This is a genomic window from Lientehia hominis, from assembly GCF_021044755.1.
Lineage (GTDB): Bacteria > Bacillota > Clostridia > Lachnospirales > Lachnospiraceae > Lientehia > Lientehia hominis.
On the sequence record NZ_JAJNOR010000004.1, the window covers coordinates 161,806 to 181,444 of the forward strand.

A 19,639-nucleotide genomic window follows, 5' to 3' on the forward strand; every position below is an offset into this window, starting at 1 on the left:
AGGAGTGATTGATTATGGCAAGTAAGGCATATGAAGCCCTCGCGAGGGCGAAGCAGAAGGAAGCTGCGGCACGAGCTGAGAAGCGCCGTGCGGAGAAGATGATTATGGAGGAACGCGCGTCCGCTCTGACGAAGCATTTCCCCGTTCTCGACGAGACGGAAATGCAGAACGGCGTGCCCGTTCCGAAGGTCGGCGACGTCGACAAGTTCGTTGCGCATCTGCGCGAGTTGTATGACGCAAGTCTGAAGGGAGAGTCGTCGACCGCTGGCGCTCCGCAGGAGCAGCCGGAAGCTCAGCCGGTGGTTGCCGACGAGGAGCCGCAGGAAGCCGTTCAGACGCCGCAGGAGCCGATTTTGGAACCGGATGCAGAGCAGGAGCCGGAACAATCCTCTTACACCGTGTACGAGCCGGATGAGGACGACGTGGCGGGCATGGCTGGCGAGCTGCGAGGTGCGTATGGCAAGCAGCTTCGTGCGAATGCGAAGAGCCTTGACGATGGCTTGTATAAGGGGCTGCGCGAGGTCGAGAACGACCCGTCAGACCAGTTGGAGAGCCTGCGCGCCGAGGTAGAGCGTGCCCGCGAGAGGTTCCACGGCAGCAAGGCCGAGGTGGAAGCCCTGAAGCATCGCAAGAGCCCGAGCTTCTACGCCAGCATGAGGCTGTATGCGTTCATCGGCAACCGGTCGCAAGACCCGCTCAACCGCCTGATGTCCCGCATGATGGAGCAGATGTTCGAGGCCATGATGCGCAGGATGCAGGAGGAGCAGCGCCGCCTGTATGAGCGCCGCCGTGAGATGTGGGATGCCGAGAAGGCGCTGAAGGCCGAGGAGAACCGCGTGAGCAAGCGAGGGCTTTCGCCAGAGCTTCAGCGAATCAACGACAAGATTCAGCGCGGGTGTGAAAGTAAATCTTTGGGCGAGTGATTTCGGTCGGGCGGTTTCCGTTCTGGGAGCCGCCCACCATTGAGCCTTTGAAAGGGCTGTTGGTGGGTGGAATAAAGCCCTTTGAAAGGTCTCTCCTGCCATACGAAAAAAAGCGGAAATTGCGTTCTGCTGATAAACGAGCGGAAGTCGTAAATCAGCGTTTTACCGGCGAAGCGGTGGGCTGCGAAAAGACCTTTCAAGGGGCTTTTCGAGGGCTGTAAGTGGGCTTGTAAGAGACCTTGCAGGGGTCTCATTCCAAATGTCAATAGAATCTTGACAAATATCTAAAAAGTATCTATAATATAGATACTGAGTATCTAATAAATATCTACAAAGTAGATAATCGGAGGTGCTTACATATGAAGACAATCGCAGTTGTTTGCGAAAAGGGCGGCACGGGCAAGTCGGTCATAGCGTCCGAGCTTTACGAGAGCTATGTTCGGTAGGGTCTGCGCACGTCCCTCTATTCCTTGGACGGTCAGTATTCCGATACGTCCCGTTCCAAGAAGGTCGATGACGCCGAGGTGGCCGTGGTGGATACGCCGGGCGTGCTCACGGATAACCTGAAGGACATTGTTTCCGGCGCTGACGTGGTGGTGATTCCCGTGCGTCCTACGCCGAACGACATCGAGCCGTTCACGCGAACGGTATCCATCGTGGAGAAGAACACGAAGGCTCCCGTGGTCATCGTGGTGAACGGTCACAACCGTTTCCGCATGTGCGCCTCGTTCATGGAGTGGCTGGGCAAGAAGCCGTGGGCGAAGAACGTCGTCACGGTGCCGCAGTCCGAGGCCGTCGTTCAGGCGCAGGGCATGCACAAATCCGTGTTGAAGGTAGACAGGCACGGCATCGCTGCCGAGGCAATCCGTATGATGTGCCGGAAGGTGAGTTCGCTTGCCGGTCTCCCGTTCGAGCACAAGGAGTTGAAAAAGTAGATACTCGATAGCTATCATGTAGCTATGACGTATCTAAAAGGAGGCATATATGGCAAAGAAGCAAGATATGGCGGCAATGCTCGACGGGTTCGAGGCTGCTGCCGCCAAAGAACATGAAGCAAAGGAGACGAAGGCGACTGTAGGCGCTGTCGATGATTCGCGCGCTACCGCCCTTGTCTCTATGACGAAAAGCGATAAGGAACGTCTGACGGCGATTGCGAAGGCTCACGGGTTGAGCCTGAGTGCGTTCTTCCGTTTGGCGGCTGACGAGTACATCGCGACGCACGAGTGGTAAGGAGGGGGATTACATGGCACATGTTTCGGAATACGATGTCGAGAGCCTTTTCATCGACAGGCTCGAAAGCATCGGTTACGAGTTCATCAAGATGGATGATTACGACGACGTCGTGACCAACTTCCGCAAACAGCTCGCGGCGTTCAATGCCAAGAAGCTGACCGAGGCCAAGGGCGAGGCGTCCTTATCGGATGCGGAGTTTGGGCGCGTGATGATTCACGTCGACAATCACAGCGTCTACGAGTCTGCGAAAATCATGCGCGACAAGTACGTGCTGACGCTGGATAACGGGAAGACCGTGTATCTGGATTTCTTCAGTTCTGACGTCGAACGCAATATCTATCAGGTGACGCATCAGGTCACGATGGATAAGGCGCACAAGGACGACGTGGTTTATGAGAACCGTTATGACGTGACGATTCTCATAAACGGTTTGCCGGTCGTGCAGATTGAGCTGAAGCGCCCCGGCGTCGAAATCAACGAGGCGATTAACCAGATTAACCGCTACCGCAAGTTCTCGTTCAAGGGTTTGTTCCGCTACTTGCAGCTTTTCGTAGTGTCGAACTCGGTGCAGACGAAGTATTTCTGCAACGAGAACGAGATGGATGGCGGTGCATACAATCCGATTCTGAAGAGCCTCGTGTTCTTCTGGACGGACGACAAGAACACGCGAATCAACAAGCTGGACGAGTTCACGGCGGAGTTCCTGCGCCGCTCGACCATCACGGAGATGCTGGATAAGTACATGGTCATCAAGACCACGGAGCCGGTTCTGATGGTCATGCGCCCATATCAGATTTACGCGGTGAAGGCGGCGAAGCGCCGTGTGCTGGATTCCAATCAGAACGGCTATGTCTTCGCTTGCACCGGTTCGGGCAAGACGTTAACTTCGTTCAAGTTGGCGCAGCTGCTGCGCGAGGAGCCGAGGATGGATAAGGTCATCTTTCTGATTGACCGCAAGGACTTGGACGACCAGACCGTGGACGAGTACAACTCGTTCGAGAAGGACTGCGTGGACGGTTCCGATTCCACCGCTGTTCTGGTCAAGCAGTTGAAGCAGGACGACCGCAAGCTCATCGTGACGACCATTCAGAAGATGGCGAACGCCGTCAAGAACAAGCGATATGAGGCGCTGATGGATTCGTATCGCGACAAGAAGGTCGTGTTTATCATCGACGAGTGTCATCGCAGCCAATTCGGCAAGATGCACGGCGACATCCAGTGTCATTTCAACAACGCGAACTATATTGGCTTTACCGGCACGCCTATCTTCGAGGCGAATCGCGGCAAGGACGGCAGGACGACCGCAGACGTGTTCTATGCCGGTTCCAAGCTGGATGCCTGCCTGCATCGTTACATGATTAAGGACGCCATCGCCGACGGCAACGTGCTGCGCTTTTCGGTGGAGTATCAGCGCACGATTTTCGCGAAGCAGATTGCAGCGAAGGGCATCGACCCCGAGCAGTTGGACGACCCGGACTATTGCCGTCGCCATAATCTCGATTTGGAGTCCCTGTATCACGATGATGAGCGCATCCGCGTGATTGCCGAAGACATCTTCGAGCATCACGAGCAGCACGTCCATCCGCAGGGCAAGGACGTCTACACGGCGCTTTTCGCGGTGGATACCATCAAGACGCTGGGCAGATATTACGATGCCTTCAAAGCGCTGAACGAGTCGCGGGATGCCGACGAACGGTATCGCGTGGCGGCAATCTTCACGTATCAGGCCAACGGCGACATGGACGAGGGCGGCGACGAGCATTCTCAGGAGTTGCTGTCGCGCTGCATGGACGATTACAACGAGATGTTCGGCACGGCGTTCGGTATTGATTCCTTCGATGCCTATCGCAAGGACATCACGCGCCGCATGAAGCAGAAGGACTTGCCGCAGGTGGATATTCTGCTGGTAGTCAACATGATGCTGACCGGGTTCGACGCGAAGCCGTTGAATACGCTGTATTTGGACAAGAATCTCATCTGGCACACGCTGGTGCAGGCATACAGCCGCACGAACCGCGTGGATAAGGTGACGAAGCAGTTCGGGCAGATTGTCTCCTACCGCAACATCAAGCGTGCGCAGGACGATGCGCTGCGTCTGTTCTCCGGCGACGGCGACCCGAACGAGTATCTGTTGGAGAGCTACGAGTATTACCTGAACAAGTGGATGAATCAGGTGCCCGTGTTGCGCAAGGTCACGCAGACCGTGGACGATGCAGGGCAGCTTCAGAGCGAGGGCGACATTCGCCAGTTCATCCTTGCGTTCCGTTCGCTGTCGGGGACGCTCGCGACGTTGAAGACCTTCGGCAAGTTCGATTGGGCTGATTTGTCCGTGGCGCTCGATGATGAGGAATACGAGGGCTTCAAGAGTTGGTATCTGTACTACCACGACGAGGCAAAGAAGACCGACCCGAAGGTTCCGGTTCCTGTTGACGTGGACTTCGATGTGGAGCTGGTTCGCACTGACCGCATCAACGTGATGTACATCCTGAGTTTGCTGAAGTCCGCTCATGATGAGGGCAATGAGGCAGACCGCGACCGTGACATCGACTTGGTGATGCGCGAGATTGAGCGCTCGGACAATGATGCCCTTCGCGCGAAGAAGGGCATCATGGAGGCGTTCATCCGCACACGTTTCTACGACCTGCCGGAGGGCGCTGACGTTCAGCCGGCCTATGAGCAGTTCGAGCGGGAGAGCCTGCAAGCCGACATCGAGGCGTTCGCCTATGACAACGGGCTTGAGACGAAGGACGTGCTGGACATCTTCTCGGAATACACCTTCGGCGGAAGCATTTCCGACGAGGTCATCCGAAAGAGGTTGACCGCCTATCGCATGGGACTTTTGAAGATTACGAAGATGACGAACGCCATCAAGGAGTTCGTCGTTGACACATACGGCCGTTACAAGGCAGAAGGAGAGTAAAGAAGCATGATTGATTCTGTGAAGTATCAGGCGCAGGCAAGCGAGCTGTCCCAGAAGCTCTGGGCTATCGCGAACGACCTGCGCGGGAACATGGATTCCACGAAGTTTCGTAACTATATTCTCGGGACGATTTTCTACAGCTATTTGTCGGAGCGTACCGAGGAGTACATGCAGGAGATTCTGAAGGAAGACGGCTTGACCTATGAGCAGGCGTTCGCGGATGCGGATTACCGCCCTATCGTCGAGCAGTGGTCTATCGAGCATCTTGGCTACATCATCACGCCTGAGAACCTGTTCCGTGAGCTGGTTCGCAAGATTGTTCGTCCCAAAGGGGATGCGGACAAGTTCAGCGTCGAGGACTACGAGCGCGCGGTGAACGAGCTGACGGGTTCCACGATGGGGCAGGCGTCGGAGACGGCGTTTTCCGGCCTGTTTAATGACATGAAGCTGCAAGACCCGGATTTGGGCGACACCGTTGCTGACCGGACGGCGCTCATCTCGAAGGTCATCGTGAAAATCAGCGAGATTGATTTCCGCTTGGCTGATTCCCAGTTTGATGTTCTGGGAACGGCGTACATGATTCTCATCGGTCTGTTCGCATCGGATGCGGGCAAGAAGAGTGGTGAGTTCTTCACGCCCACGGGGCCGTCGAAGCTGGTGGCGACGCTGGCGACCGTTGGTCTGGACGAGGCGAAGACCGTGGGCGATTGCACTTGCGGCTCGGCTTCCATGCTGCTTGAGGTGCAGAAGCATCTCACGACCGGGCGCGTCGGGCATTTCTACGGTCAGGAGAACAACGCCACGACGTACAACCTCGCGCGTATGAACATGCTGATGCACGGCGTTGATTATCAGAATTTCGACATCTACAAGGGCGACACGCTGCGCGAAGACAAGTACGGTGACGAGAAGATGACGGTGCAGGTCTGCAACCCGCCTTACTCTCTGAAGTACGACGCGAACCCGGCGCTGCTGGACGACCCGAGGTATTCCGGTGCTGGCAAGCTGCCGCCGAAGTCCCATGCGGACTATGCCTTCGTTGAGCACATGATTTATCACATGGATGATGACGACGGGTGCGTGGCGGTGCTTCTGCCTCATGGCGTGTTGTTCCGTGGCGGTGCCGAGGAGGTCATCCGTAAGTACATCGTCAAGGACTTGAACCGCCTCGATGCGGTCATCGGCCTTGCGCCGAATCTGTTCCATGGAACGGGTATCCCGGTGTGCCTGTTGGTCTTGAAATCAAAGCGCAACGGCAACAGCGGGAACGTGATGTTCATCGACGCGAGCAAGGAGTTCAAGCCGGGCAAGAATCAGAACACGCTTGAGGACGAACACATTCATAAGATTGTGGAAGCCTACGTGAAGCGTGAGGACGTCGAGAAGTTCGCCCATGTGGCGGATATGGCTGAGATTGAGGCCAACGGCTGGAATCTCAACATTCCGCGCTACGTGGATACGTTCGAGGAAGAGGAACCCGTCGACCTTGAGGCTGTCCGCGCGGAACTCAAGCAGATTGAGGCTGACAAGCAGGCTGCCATCGACAAGGTGGAGCTGATGCTTCAGGAGCTGGGGGTGTGATTATGAATGAGCAAGTTATTTTTAAGACAGACATGTTTCTTGAAGTGAAATCAGAGGCGCTATATAAGCCACAGATGATGGATGGACTTGGCGATAAGACGCTCGGACAGTACGCACCATTAACTTGCGGTGCATTAGCGAAACCGGAATACAAGGGTGATATGTTCGAGAAGGAATTTATCAGTTCTTTTCTTGAATCGGCAAAAATGCTTGCTGTTGCTTCACGGCGAGATAGTGTTCCTACACCGGGCATCTATCTTTTTCATACATATTCATTGGTGCTCCCGGTTTTGTATATGACGAGGCACTGCATGGAGCTTTCGATTAAGCGGGCGATACATTTAGTGGGTGGCAATCCCAAGCAGACGCATAAGTTGATGAGCTTATGGAGTTCGTTTTTGTCTTACCTGCCTCAAGAGCGCAATGCCAATGACGAACGCATTCTCAAGAGGATGCAACATTTCGTCCGAGATGTTGATGCGTTGGATGACAACGGGGAGAAGCTACGTTACCCGAAAGGGAACGATAAACAACTTACGCAAGATACGTTTTATTGGGTGAATTGTGTTGCTATCACAGATGCACTTGAGCACTTTGTAAAACAGCTGGATGTTTTAGCGGTTAATGAAGAAAAGGAGGTGAAGTGATATGGAACCGATGTTGCGATTTAAGGCCGACAATGGGCCTGATTTTCCGGATTGGGAGGAGAAGACGCTGGGTAAAGTCTTTACCGAGATAAAAGAAAAGAATCATCCAGAGTTGCCAGTGCTCTCTGTTCAGCAGGGGGTTGGCACCGTTTTGAGGGATTCTTCAGAGCGTCGTATTACATATGACAAAGGCAATCTAAAAAACTACAAGGCCATGAAGAAAGGCGATTTTATCATTCACCTGCGTTCGTTCGAAGGTGGGCTTGAGTGTTCGAACCATGACGGGATTTCCAGTCCAGCGTATCGCATTTTGCGGCCGAACGTGTTGATTTCGGATGCCTTCAGAGACTATTTCAGGTCATATGCCTTTATTGAGGGAAAGTTGTCTGAGTCTGTTGTTGGCATTAGGGATGGTAAGAACATAGACATGCCGACGTTCTGGGAAATTCAAATTGCAGTTCCTTCCCTCCCTGAGCAGCGCAAGATTGCCGACCTGCTTTCGACTGTTGACCGCGTTATCGCTGGTCAGCAGTCCGAGGTCGCCGCGTGGGAACAGCGCAAGAAGGGTGTGATGCAGAAGCTATTCAGTCAGGAGGTCAGGTTTAAGGCTGACGATGGGTCTGATTTCCCTGATTGGGAGGAGAAGACGCTGGGGGAACTGGGGCGATTTTATTCTGGGACAGGTTTTAGTGAAAAGTATCAAGGTTATGTTGATAAGCCGGTTGATGTTTATAAGGTTTCTGACATGAACATACCAGCAAATTACAGAGAAATGACTGTGGCAAATAATACTGTTGATGAGGATATTTTGCGACTTATGGGGACAAAAGCAATTACTGTTCCGTGTATCGTTTTCGCAAAGGTTGGTGCTGCGATTTTCTCTGAACGAAAACGCATGGCAAGAAAACCATTCGTCATTGATAACAACATGATGGCGTTTGCACCATCCGAGAAATATGACTTTGAATTTATTTTTTGGCTAGTGCAGACTTTGATGTTTTCTCGCTACGCGCAGGTTGGTGCTCTGCCTTCATATAATGCTTCGGATATCGGCATTCTACATGTTGTGATTCCTGCAAATTTAGATGAACAGCGCAAGATTGCCGACTGTCTTTCCTCTTTCGATGAGGTTATCAGCAAGGCAAAGGCCGAGCTGGCGAAGTGGCAGGAGCTGAAGAAGGGTCTGCTTCAGCAGATGTTCGTATAAGCAATTTGACTACGGTATCGCCCGTTAGGGTCACAATAGCGGGCGATACCGGTACATTCGTTTATGAGTAAACAGGAGGTGATGACGTTTGGCGAAAAGCAAGAAGTTCGTCCAGAACGACAACAACCTCGCTATCGCGTACTACCGCTTCTCTTCCCACTCGCAGAACGATGCGAGCATCGACCAGCAGAGGGAGCTTGCCCACGAGTGGGCGGACAAGCACGGTCTGAGAATCGTGAGGGAGTACGAGGACGCGGCCATATCTGGCACCACGGAGAACCGACCGGGGTTCCAGCAGATGCTGTCGGAGGTCGCGAAAATCCGTCCGAGTACCCTCATCATGTGGAAGACCGACCGCCTTGGGCGGGACAAGTACGTGCTGGCCATGGCGGAGTTCTACGGCCAACAGCTGGCGCAGAACATACGCCGTGGGATGGATTACAACGCGAACCGCGCCCTGTACAACGGGCACAAGGTGTTCGGGTACGGCGTGGATAAAGCAACGAAGCGGTACGTCGTGGATGAGGCCACGGCTCCCTTCGCACAGCGCATGTTCGCCGAGTACGCGGCGGGCAAGGCGATGCAGGAGATTTGCGACGAGTTAAACGCGCAGGGCTTGCGCACCACGCGCGGCAAGGAGTTCGGCGTCAAGACCATGAACAAGATGCTCCAAAATCGAGCCTACATAGGCGAGTATCATCATGGCGACATCGTGGTTCCCGATGGGATGCCCGCATTGGTGGACGTGGCGACGTTCGAGAAGGTGCAGAGGCGTTTCGTCGAGAACAAGCGCCTCGGCTCGCAGAGGGCGCATCGCAAGGGCGAGTAAGCTCCCCGCTACTGGCTGACCGGCAAGCTCTACTGCGGCGAGTGCGGCGCGTCCATGCAGGGCGTGTCCGGTACCAGCAAGACCGGGCGGAAGTATTATTACTACTACTGCAAGGCGCAGCGTGAGAAGGCGTGCTCGAAGAAGAAGGTCAGGAAGAACTGGCTGGAGCAGATCGTGATGCAGCTTCTGAAGCTGGTTCTGTCCGATGATGAGAACCTTGCGTCCATCGCGGTGGACTCCGCCGATTACTACAACAAGAACTACCGTGACACGGGCTATCTGGAAGGCTTGGAGGCAAAGCGCCGGGAAGTCGAGCGCTAGCTGGCGAACATGGTGAAGGCCATCGAGAACGGCCTGTTCAGCGAGACGCTGGCGAAGCGCCTGATTGAGCTTGAGGAGCAGAAGAAGGGACTGAACGAGGCCATAGAGGCCGAGAACGTCCGCATGTCCCTGTACGAGGACGAGCACAGCATGCAGGCGTACTGGGAGAAGTTCCTGCACGCCGACCTCGACAACCCGGAGACGCGGGATGCGGTGATGGAGTATTTCGTCGAGCGCGTGGTGCTCTACGACACGAAGGTCGTGCTCATGTCGAAGTTCGCGGACGACTTGCCGTACGAGGTGGATTGGAGCGAGCTGTTCGAGGAGAACGCCGACCCTTTTTTGTTATTCTATGGATTTGAAACGGACCTCCCTACTTTGTTTTTCACAAATTAGTCGGTCAGTTCCCAGGTGTAGGACTCCGGAACACATTTTTCGTGTACGAAGCTGTTTTCTCCTCCATGCAGCTCATAATCTTTCACCAGGTCGTAAAACGCTTCTTTTTCCATTCGGTTCCATTCTTTGAGAGCGTGATAATACCGGTATGACTGACCAATCCGGTCTTTCAGCTCTGCTCGTTTGTTGGCATCGTTTTTCTTCTGGATATCCAGATGAAACAGCCGGTTTTCATGGTCGTTTTTTTCAATCAGTTCTCTTAATTCCTTCATTCTGGATGTAAGGCGGTTGATTTCCTCATTGGTCTTTTGAAGGCCCGCAGATATACCTGCCAGCATCTTATCGTGCTCGGCCAGCATCTGAGCCTGAGATTTTTCTTTCAGGGACCACTTTGTTTCTATTCCGAACCGTCCTGCTGTCCAGTCTGCCAGTTTCAGGATTTCCTGGACGGCAAACAGGAAGGCGAAGATCAGAATGACAGTGTGTGTGATTCCGCTATCGATCAAAGCCGTGATATACGACATTCAAAGAGCACCATTCCTTTCATAAAGGAGGGCTTATGCCCTCCGGATATAATCTTTTGATACCCAGCCCGTATATTTGCCGGCGATTCTTGTCTGATACCAGCCGCCGGATTCTCTTAAAATATCCACCAGATTTCCGTCGCCCAGCTTAGGCCAGGCAGCCAGTTTACCAAAGGATGTACCGGGACCGGTACGGACATTTAAGCCCGCGCCGCCGGTTCCGGTGACCTTTCCGACCCATGCAGTGCCAGACTGAACGGCGGAATGGTCTGCGTGTATGCCGGATATCTTCAGATATCCGGCATACACGAATCCCTCTTGTCCTACAATATTGATTTTTGCCCAGTCATTGGCATAAAGTGCGGCCACATCCACTTCGTTTCCATTGCCCAGCCGGCGGATGATCGGATAGGTTGTGCCAGGGCCGGTACGGACGTTTAGATACGGGTCTGATTTTGTCAGGTTACATATTTTCGCATAAGCCCAAGGTTCATAGACTTCTGTGATTGTGGGAAGCGGCGTATTCGGTGAGGAATCAGGGGAGGAGGATTCCCCTCCGGACATTATTTCCTTTATTTCAGCACGAAAATCTGACATACTTTTGCCAAAGCGGCGGAAATATGGCTCCGGATCGCTGTGATTCGAAGCAATGCCTTTATCATGCGCCTCGCAATGGCCGATGACTTTATCCGACGTCAGTCCAAACCGTTTGCACAGCTCCGCGTAATGGACCACGGCATTATCCCATACCTTTTTAAATTCCGCCGCTGTCTGCAGCTCGCATAATTCGTAGCCGATACAATGGGTGTTCCCCCATCCGTTTCCTATATGCCAGCAGGACATAGTGGGTGGAGCGAACTCATAGATTCCGGTGTCGTCGATGAAGCCGTGGACCAGCTTTTCCACTCCCGGCTTGTTCCAGCGCTTGAACCAGCCGCCTCCCGCGCCGGACTGCGCCCGTATAATGACGGGATAAACGGCGGGAGAGTGGACGATCAAAAAAGAAACGCCCGAGAGGGGCGTTCCTTCTTTATAACAGTCATTTTTGATACAATAAATCTGGATTATATTTGCCATAGATTCCTTCTTTTCAGTTATGAGTTTATTTTATCGTCAGGAGCGATACTTTCTTTGCTTTCAGGGGCTGATTTTTTGGTATATTGTTCTTCTTCCTGCTGTTCAAACACTTTGGCTTGGGAGTCAATATCGATGTAGATGTCTTTCATGACAAAACGAATGATCGTCGGATTTAATCCGGATTTATTAATACTGTCGAATACTTTCTCACGCAGTTCTGAAATTACCATGGATATGGGCTTCTGCATAGGTTACCTCTCTTTCTTGGTTTCAATTGCTTTTTTGATTGCTGTGTTTTCATCCAAAAGATATTTTAATACGTTAATGATATCTGATTCGAACTCATCATAACGTAAAGCGTATGTATAGTCTTTTACAATGTCCGTAGGCTGTTCTACTCCGTTTTCATCCTTTATGGTTTCATATACCGGGGATTTAATGAGACCGGCAAAATCCATGGATGTAAGGCCGAGCTCAGAAAGACTGTTTTCCACGTCCTGTGCGATTAATCCTTTGTGTGTCCTGCCGGAGTCACCGTCGATATATTTATAAGAAGCCGGGGCTAGAGAACGGATAAATGCGATGGATTTTTCATAAGGAGTGTAGACGATATCTTTTTTCACACGCCGGTCAGAAGACACATTTACCGATGTAGCGCTGTAAATATTACGCCATCGGTAGGTGGAGGTGCCTAAATGTACATGTCCGGCTACTCCATTCTTTACCGAAGGGCGTAACGCAAAGGAATCGTTACCATCAGAACCGCTTATGCCGATCACGATATCATAAACATTGGAATTCCACGGACCGAGTGCCAGCATATTGCTGGTACCATATATATGAGGGAAGTTGGCATCACTTGGCGCTGCAGCCATATGAAGACCTCTTCCGGAAGATATTTCCACAGTGCTGGCGTTTATTGTACATTTGCCAGTGGAGTTATTGATACTTAGAGGCCTTAGACCGTTAAACCCTCCATAGGGATCACCGGAGTTAGTCACTAGAAAATGTGTAGTTCCTCCGTCGTTTCGGATAATAAAACCATAATTACCATAGACAGCACGAAATTGGGCCACCTGGCTTCCAAGATGCGAGACAATCCCCTGGTTGGAATAAATGCAGTTAGGGCGTATTTCAATTCTCGTAGTTCCGCCGGACCGGAAAATATGATAATTGGAGGCAGCAACATCGTAGTAGAGATTAGTCCATGAATTATTTCCAATCATCAAGGAACTGCTGGAAGAATAGAGAGATGTAATCTCACTGTCCGACGATGCAGACTTTATCTTGATGCCGCTTCTTGCAGAAAGACTGCCGGCAAAAGTGGCGGAACCAGCGAAGGAACTTGTGCCGGATACGGAAATATTGTTTTTAAACGTACTGGCGCCGGTGAACGTACTGCTCTGCCCAATGGATAAGGCTCCGTTGACACTGAGGCTGTTTTTTGTGGTGAGTTGGTTTTCCACGTATATATTACCGTTGAAGAGGCTGTTTCCTTTTACTGCAAACATATTTTCCTCGGCGGGATAACAATTTATACCGACTGCCCCGTCTTCGCACATGGAAAGAAGCGGAGTCGCGGCGGTGATGGAATAAGTCCTGGTGATTGTAGTTCCCACTTTGTCGGATAATGTGACAAGGATTTCGTAGGCATCAGTCAGAGAAAAGGTGTCGGAGACTGTCTGACTCACTGTAAAGTATCCTTCTGTGTCCATGGAAGAGGGCGATACGGTGATATTCGTATAGGAAGTATCTGACAGGCGCTTATATTGGATGGACAGTGTATAGGTATTATAAAAAATGCTGTTAATATATAAGGGAGAAATTTTACATTTCCCGTCTATAATGACATTTTTAGAATAACCGTTTCGGTTGATTACCAGCATGATTACAGGAAATTCATATTTGACAGAAGTCAGTGTAGCCAAAGTAGCGGCGGCGGAATGGCCTCTGGAGTCAAACACCTCAATTTTAAAAATATTTTGTCCTACAACGGTACTGTAGGATGTGTAGGATGTAGTAGAGGCAGGTAAGAGATTTCCCGTAATCTGATTCCAGGTAATCTTGTAACCACTTATGGAGGCTCCGCCCTGAAGTGTGACGGAGGATGCATTCCATGAGGCCCGGACTTTGGCATCCTGGCTGGTGATCGTATATCCTTCTACAAAACTGCTGAGGATTCCGTCCGGCAGGCTTCTGGTAAATGACGCGAAACCACTTCCAATCACCGGGTCGAGATTGACGGATGAGAAATCTACATTCAGAGAATATCGGTTTTCTCCCATATACTTGTTTTCATCCTTAGAATAGGTGACGATTCGTACACTGATTTTTCCGCTGGTAGAACTGGGATAATATGGATAGAAACGGGCAGACCACAATGATGCGTTTGCTGTCCTTGAAGTTTCAGAATGCCGGTTTGAACCGTCCTCTAATATTTGATAGGCGGCAGGAGCATCCATGTTGTCAGTACGGACACTCATACTGTATGTAGTTCCTCCGTCGGGTATGGATATTCCAAACGTCATGTTATTGTTCGGTATAACGGATGAAGAAGCCAGAGCTGCCAGTGCGGGAGCTGTTGTGGAAGCCCCGACAGGAGTGACACTTCCGCTTCCGGTATACTGGTTAGCATCTGTGGTCACCAGGCATCGGAATTTGTATGCGGAAGCGTAGTGCAGGTTGGAATAAGTATGAGTATAGCTTTTAGTAGGCTGTACATTATATATTTTTGCGGCGCCGCTTATTGCGCCGGGGTCATTTTGGGCATACCAATGGGTTCCATTATCAGGACTATACTGAAAATTAAAGATTTTACATGGCAATGATGTATTTGCCGTGATGGAAATACTATTTTTTGTGGTCCCTCCTACGGAAAGAGTTACCGCTGCATAGCGGTTTATCTTATCCAGAGTAAATGTGGTGCTAATAATATAATCGCAGTCAGAGCGCTGACTCTGATAAAATCTGGCATACACAGGTATTGTTTTGGTACCGTCTGTATTGTGAGCGACTGTAATACTGCCGGAGACAAGCTGAACGACTCCTCCGGCAGGAAGACTGCTGATATCGATGCGCCCATAATCGGTGGTGGAGATTATGCTGTTACCATTCAGCGTAAGATATAAATGGTTTCCGTGGGAGTAAGCATAGCTGCCGTTTATGGTGGGCTTGCACCAATTCAAAGTATAATTAACGGTGGACGAGTTGGCGGCAGCTCCATTGCCGGATGAAGAAAGAATCAGCTGAAGCAGCATGCCTGCGGCATAACTGGATGTCGCATAAAAAGTTTCTTGGGCCATGAAAGCACCTCCTTTATGGTTTGATAAATACTAAGACTTTTTTGATATTTCCGCCTCGGGTCATATTCTGTACTTCCGTTTTGAAGGAAGGGGAAGAATCATTCATGGAAGCCTTGAAATTTATAACGCCGGTATCAACAGTTGTTTCTTTCTGGCTGGAACCGGTATCGGTCAAATAGAAGATTTTTGTTTCTGCATCGGAGATTCTTGCATATCCGGTCAGTCCGTTTTCATCCAGCACAGTTCTGCTGATGATGGAATCGGAACCATCGCTTCTATAGACCGTCAGTCCGTTTTGAGAAAATCTGATTCCAGTCGTATCAGGAGAGAAATAACGGGTATACATGAAAGATGTCATCTCCGCGGTATGTGAGATGTCAGAACGTATGGTGTCAAGTTCTTCTGATTTCACAAAACTTGCCGTCAATTGTTCAGCAGTACGGGTCACGAAGCTTTCAAAAGTGCCCGACAAGACTGACCCGTTACTGAGAGCGTTTTCGAAGAAGGCAGTCATCCTTGAGGTCTCTTCTCTTGCAGTCTGTTTATAGTCATTAAAAAATTCTTGAACCGTCATAGGCTCATCTTCCGTATTCTTGATTACGGTTAAGTCTTTTATTTTAGTTTCGAGAGATTCGGCGGTAGAGATAGTCTGATTATTCAGTTCCTGGATACTGGTCTGCAGTCCATCCATAGTGGTTGTCGTCTTGGAAATCTGAGAACGGGTGTCCTCTACTCTCTGTATGGTATGATTGACGGCATCTATGATGTTCTTTTCGACTTCTTCAGTAATCTGATCCCCTTCATCATTTTTAATATCCTGTTTTACGGTTACAATCTGTGATTTTGAGACTTTCTGTTCGATGGATTTTGTATTCTGGTCTACAGTCAGGGAAACATTGTCAATCGTACTGGTAATCTCTGCAAGACGGGAATTCATATCCTCTGGAGCGGGAGTCCAGTCAGTGGGACGATTTCCCCGTTCCAGCTTAAGGCATCTAACAAATTCTACAGAAGTACTGGATATGGTACTGGATGTTAAATCCGCATTAATATACAAGCGGATTTGAGAAAACCCTTCTTTTACCGGAGCAGTTACATATAATCGTCCTTCTTGACTCTGCAGGAAGTTCTCACTAAAAATAGAAGACTTGTTATCTGGGCTATTATAGAATTCGATTTCTGCCCTTAATTTTTTGCCACTTACTGTTTTAGCAAAGAAAGAAAACGTAATTTTTTCCTTTGGAGCCAAATCTATGTCTGCAATTATTAATGGAGGATAAAGGGAACCGCGGTTTTTATCTACGGTTATATCGTTATAAATATCTGAAGTTTCTGTAAGCAGGTTCCTTCCGCCGATATCAATATCTGATATCAGGTCTGTTACTTTCTCTTCAATGGTGGTAAATTTTACATCCAGCCCCTGGCCGTCCGCGGTGATACTGGAGATATCAACTTTACCGTTTTCGTCTGTATCTACAGTGTTGAAGCCAAGCTTGTCCTTGGTAATTCGGCCGGCGAGCATATCATTTTTTATTAAACCGTCTTGGATGGCAGATTCTTTGATTCCGGTGGAATCCAATAATATACCGGTTCCGGATTCATCATACAAGACAAAGGAAAAGCGCCCCATTTCATCCCGGCCAATCTGTACTCGGACTTTTCCATTATCATCATAGAATTGTTGAGTTCCGTTTTTAAAGGCAATCAATGGATTATTGCTCTCATCGGATATCAGGACGATTTCATTGGCAGAGGAAGTATGAGCGACCAGATCACCAACGGATATTTTGGACGAGATCAGCTCTTTTACGAAAGCGTCTTCAATGGATACGTTGTCGGCGGTCAGATGGATGGTCTGCACCAGGCCGCTTCCCACATTGCCGGACAAGAGGGTATCAATGTTGGCTGCCTGACTTTCCAGAACTTTGATATCTGCATTTTCGGACACGATTCGGTCTATGTCTGCATATCCAGAACTGAGGATGGAAGAAGTCAGTCTGCCAATAGTCCCTTCATCTGCTTCTATGATCTTGGTCACAAGATAGCTTCCTTCCAGAGTATTAAATCGGCCGTTGACCAGAGCATTCAGGTAACCCAGCTCCTGAGAAGAAAAGGCTGCTCCGCTGGAGCTGCCTATGGACAAGTTGAACAGCTGAGACTTCAATTCTTCATGGGTAACGTATTCATCAGAGCTCATCGAACCAGATCCTCCCTGGCCGGAATGTGAAGCACTGCTCCTGCGTGAAGAACTGGAGGAATTATCCAGCAGATAGGCGAGATCAGAAATACCGTTCCGGCTGCGTTTCATATTGCTGTATTCCACAGAGACAGTTGAAATATCGTCAAAGTCTAACGAAAAGGAGAGAAGCCGGAGAGGAATATCGACGAAATCGTTGAACATAACAGTGATGAGATGGCCTAAGCTAATTTTATCCAAGATTGGGGCATAAGCCGGAAGCTCCGCCAGATTCACCAGTTCAGTGTCTATAGCATATTGCGGCTGTGACATCTCAGAAAGACATTCCGCTGCATGTTCTTTTAATTCCCATTTTTTTTGAATGATCTGTTCATAGGTGAAGATATCGGTAGTCAGAAACGTATCATCCTCGAAATCTCCTTCACGGATATACGAGGACAGAAGAGAAATCTGTTCTGGAGTAAAATTATTTTCCCAACTGACATCAGCGGCGATGGTTTGCAGATTCGCCAAGTTTTCTTCCGCCATTTTTTCCAGCTGCTGATATTCCGATTCCTTCTTGGAGATTTCCGCCTGCAGAGTATTCTTTTTTTCTACGTATCTGATATAGTCCTTGTAATACTCGCTGTCAATTTCATGGAATCCCATATTAATATAGTTCTCAATGGTCAGGTTTGTATTGTTCAGAATTGAAGTCAGCGCGGCTATGCCATATTCGGCCCAATCCTCACTGTCGGCCTGAGCAGGAAGAATATTCTGAAGCAGCCCGCAGGATTCTTTGGATTTGGTATAGGTTACAATGGATTCCCTGTAGTCTTTGATACGGCCATTGAATTTGATCTGATAAGCTTTCCATGAGGATACCAGACCTGGTGGCATTTTGTCGTAAAAATAGGTCAGATCATACAGGTAGTCAAAGCCACAGTTGACTTCACGGATACTTAGGCCGTCAGCGCCGCTGACTGCCAGAGCGGTGACCAGATCATCCTCATCCACAGGAGAACAGCGCAGAGATTTTATCAGTGAGTCGTGAGAAAGAAACACATCGAAAGTTTCTCCAAACTGAGACCAGGGATAAGCGCTGATGGTAAAATCCATGATGTCAAACAGAAACAAACATTCTGCAGCTTTAGAGAGATCATCTGTGAGGAAACTGTACACGTCTTGTGAATCTACGGAAAAGGAACCGATGGCTTTTTTGTTTGCCAGCAGGGGATGGACGTAACCGATTGACCATCCCGGATATTTTTCCAAGACCAGATGAAGAGCGCTTTTTTCAGGATTTTCAGCATTGTAAAATTCTGCAAATCCGTTTTCCATACTGCCGATGGAACCTGCATCATTGGTGTTAAGATAAAAGCTCCGGAGCATCCGGTGAGTCAGCTCATGCTCAGCAGAGTACATTTGACATGATTTTGTCTGGGAGGTGCCGTCCAGGGAAATCGTAGGTTCATCCAATATGAACCAGCCAATATCTTCTATGAAAACTTTTTGCATTTTAGTGATTTGATCATAGATCAGGCTGTTTTCTCCGGTCTTACGAACAGAAAAAGAGATTTCACTGTAAGGAGTCAGTTTAAATGTCCCCTTTTTATCTTGTGGGTCTGGAATGACCCCTAGGATTGTTTTATCAGGGGATGCCAGATAAAAAGTTTTTTTATGAAGCTCTTTTAATAATGTCATATCGCATAACATATCAGTACCCTACCTTTCTCGGAAGGCTGGCAGATATGTTGAGAGACGGGATGCCCGAAAAGGAAATCGTATTCTCTCCTGGGACAAGATCAATCCATTCCCGATTAAATGACGCGTAGAAATTCCTTTGCGGTATATCAGAAAGCAGTAAATAATGTCTTGTATCAATGGTACAAGTTTCTTCTTTTAAAATATTAGACAGAATCATACGTTTTCCAGTAGTAGTATTTTCCAAGGTTACATCTCCTGGTTCCGATACGGTGAAGTGGAAAACCGGCTTTACTGGATTCAGGATGTCGTCGCTGGTATTGTTGAATATACAAGGAGATTTTGTATAGTCATATGTCACATCTTCCCAGCCGTAAGGAGAATCGCAGGTTGCTTCGAAATAAATACCGACCGGCAAACCATTGTATTCATACATTTTGATATCTGACACGATACAGTTGAAATAGATTCCCTTACATTTGTCGTTGTCAATTTCCATTTTCATATAACTTTTTGTGGTAAGCCATCGAACGGCGGCCCTGAATTCTTTCATGGATAAACAGCGGCCGTCTTCGTATACCATTGTCGTCTGGAATATGAGAGAATCTTCATAAGAAACATCATATAAATGATTTATGGGATTGGAACCGATTTTTTCTGTTTTAAGGCTTTTCTTCAGTCCAATGTCTACGGCGTCAATGGACGGGGAGTCCAAAGTCGCAGTTATAAAACCGAAATCTGACATATGCAGTCCATTGAAAAAGAAGTCCGTACAAATCAGCGAGGCCATAATATATTT

At 49.4% G+C, this 19,639-nt stretch carries 16 protein-coding genes; 10 read left to right on the forward strand and 6 right to left on the reverse strand.

The features are described 5' to 3' along the window. Positions 1-14 precede the first annotated feature (14 nt). The 10 genes from LQE92_RS07470 to LQE92_RS07515 all read left to right on the forward strand — a co-directional run bounded on the left by LQE92_RS07470 (position 15) and on the right by LQE92_RS07515 (position 10,057). A complete protein-coding gene (locus tag LQE92_RS07470; protein ID WP_231062363.1) occupies positions 15-923 on the forward strand; it encodes a hypothetical protein in 909 nt (302 codons plus the stop codon). Positions 924-1,393: 470 nt separating this feature from the next. Beyond that, a complete protein-coding gene (locus LQE92_RS07475) occupies positions 1,394-1,858 on the forward strand; it encodes a P-loop NTPase family protein (RefSeq protein ID WP_231062364.1) in 465 nt (154 codons plus the stop codon). A gap of 49 nt (positions 1,859-1,907) precedes the next feature. After that, on the forward strand, positions 1,908-2,153 hold the full coding sequence (locus LQE92_RS07480; protein ID WP_231062365.1) for a ribbon-helix-helix protein, CopG family: 246 nt from the start codon (positions 1,908-1,910) through the stop codon (positions 2,151-2,153). 13 nt (positions 2,154-2,166) lie between these two features. Then, the gene (locus LQE92_RS07485) at positions 2,167-5,076 is read left to right on the forward strand and encodes a type I restriction endonuclease subunit R, EcoR124 family (protein WP_231062366.1); all 2,910 of its coding nucleotides are present in this window, start codon (positions 2,167-2,169) and stop codon (positions 5,074-5,076) included. 6 nt (positions 5,077-5,082) lie between these two features. After that, a complete protein-coding gene (locus tag LQE92_RS07490; RefSeq protein WP_231062367.1) occupies positions 5,083-6,657 on the forward strand; it encodes a type I restriction-modification system subunit M in 1,575 nt (524 codons plus the stop codon). A gap of 2 nt (positions 6,658-6,659) precedes the next feature. Further along, positions 6,660-7,304 carry a HEPN domain-containing protein gene (locus LQE92_RS07495; RefSeq protein ID WP_231062368.1) on the forward strand — a complete coding sequence of 215 codons (645 nt, stop codon included), beginning with the start codon at positions 6,660-6,662 and terminating at the stop codon, positions 7,302-7,304. Position 7,305: 1 nt separating this feature from the next. Continuing rightward, complete coding sequence (locus LQE92_RS07500) at positions 7,306-8,511, forward strand: restriction endonuclease subunit S (RefSeq protein WP_231062369.1); 1,206 nt, start codon at positions 7,306-7,308, stop codon at positions 8,509-8,511. A gap of 88 nt (positions 8,512-8,599) precedes the next feature. Beyond that, positions 8,600-9,340 (forward strand): recombinase family protein, encoded by a 741-nt coding sequence (locus LQE92_RS07505; RefSeq protein ID WP_231062370.1) that lies wholly within the window; start codon positions 8,600-8,602, stop codon positions 9,338-9,340. A 15-nt stretch (positions 9,341-9,355) separates the two neighbouring features. Then, on the forward strand, positions 9,356-9,661 hold the full coding sequence (locus LQE92_RS07510; RefSeq protein WP_269141903.1) for a zinc ribbon domain-containing protein: 306 nt from the start codon (positions 9,356-9,358) through the stop codon (positions 9,659-9,661). Between the two features lie 9 nt (positions 9,662-9,670). Next, the gene (locus LQE92_RS07515; protein WP_231062372.1) at positions 9,671-10,057 is read left to right on the forward strand and encodes a hypothetical protein; all 387 of its coding nucleotides are present in this window, start codon (positions 9,671-9,673) and stop codon (positions 10,055-10,057) included. Here the strand turns inward: LQE92_RS07515 and LQE92_RS07520 are convergent. The 6 genes from LQE92_RS07520 to LQE92_RS07545 are packed head-to-tail and all read right to left on the reverse strand — an operon-like array spanning position 10,054 to position 19,630. Beyond that, positions 10,054-10,581 carry a coiled-coil domain-containing protein gene (locus tag LQE92_RS07520; protein ID WP_231062373.1) on the reverse strand — a complete coding sequence of 176 codons (528 nt, stop codon included), beginning with the start codon at positions 10,579-10,581 and terminating at the stop codon, positions 10,054-10,056. The two genes, LQE92_RS07515 and LQE92_RS07520, sit on opposite strands and share 4 nt — an antisense overlap. A gap of 33 nt (positions 10,582-10,614) precedes the next feature. Then, on the reverse strand, positions 10,615-11,658 hold the full coding sequence (locus LQE92_RS07525) for an SH3 domain-containing protein (RefSeq protein WP_231062374.1): 1,044 nt from the start codon (positions 11,656-11,658) through the stop codon (positions 10,615-10,617). A gap of 17 nt (positions 11,659-11,675) precedes the next feature. Beyond that, the gene (locus tag LQE92_RS07530) at positions 11,676-11,906 is read right to left on the reverse strand and encodes a hypothetical protein (RefSeq protein ID WP_231062375.1); all 231 of its coding nucleotides are present in this window, start codon (positions 11,904-11,906) and stop codon (positions 11,676-11,678) included. A 3-nt stretch (positions 11,907-11,909) separates the two neighbouring features. Next, positions 11,910-14,960, reverse strand: a complete 3,051-nt coding sequence (locus LQE92_RS07535; protein WP_231062376.1) for a tail fiber domain-containing protein — start codon at positions 14,958-14,960, stop codon at positions 11,910-11,912. 13 nt (positions 14,961-14,973) lie between these two features. Further along, positions 14,974-18,852 (reverse strand): hypothetical protein, encoded by a 3,879-nt coding sequence (locus tag LQE92_RS07540; RefSeq protein WP_231062377.1) that lies wholly within the window; start codon positions 18,850-18,852, stop codon positions 14,974-14,976. A gap of 1 nt (position 18,853) precedes the next feature. Continuing rightward, complete coding sequence (locus LQE92_RS07545; RefSeq protein ID WP_231062378.1) at positions 18,854-19,630, reverse strand: phage tail family protein; 777 nt, start codon at positions 19,628-19,630, stop codon at positions 18,854-18,856. Positions 19,631-19,639: the final 9 nt, after the last annotated feature.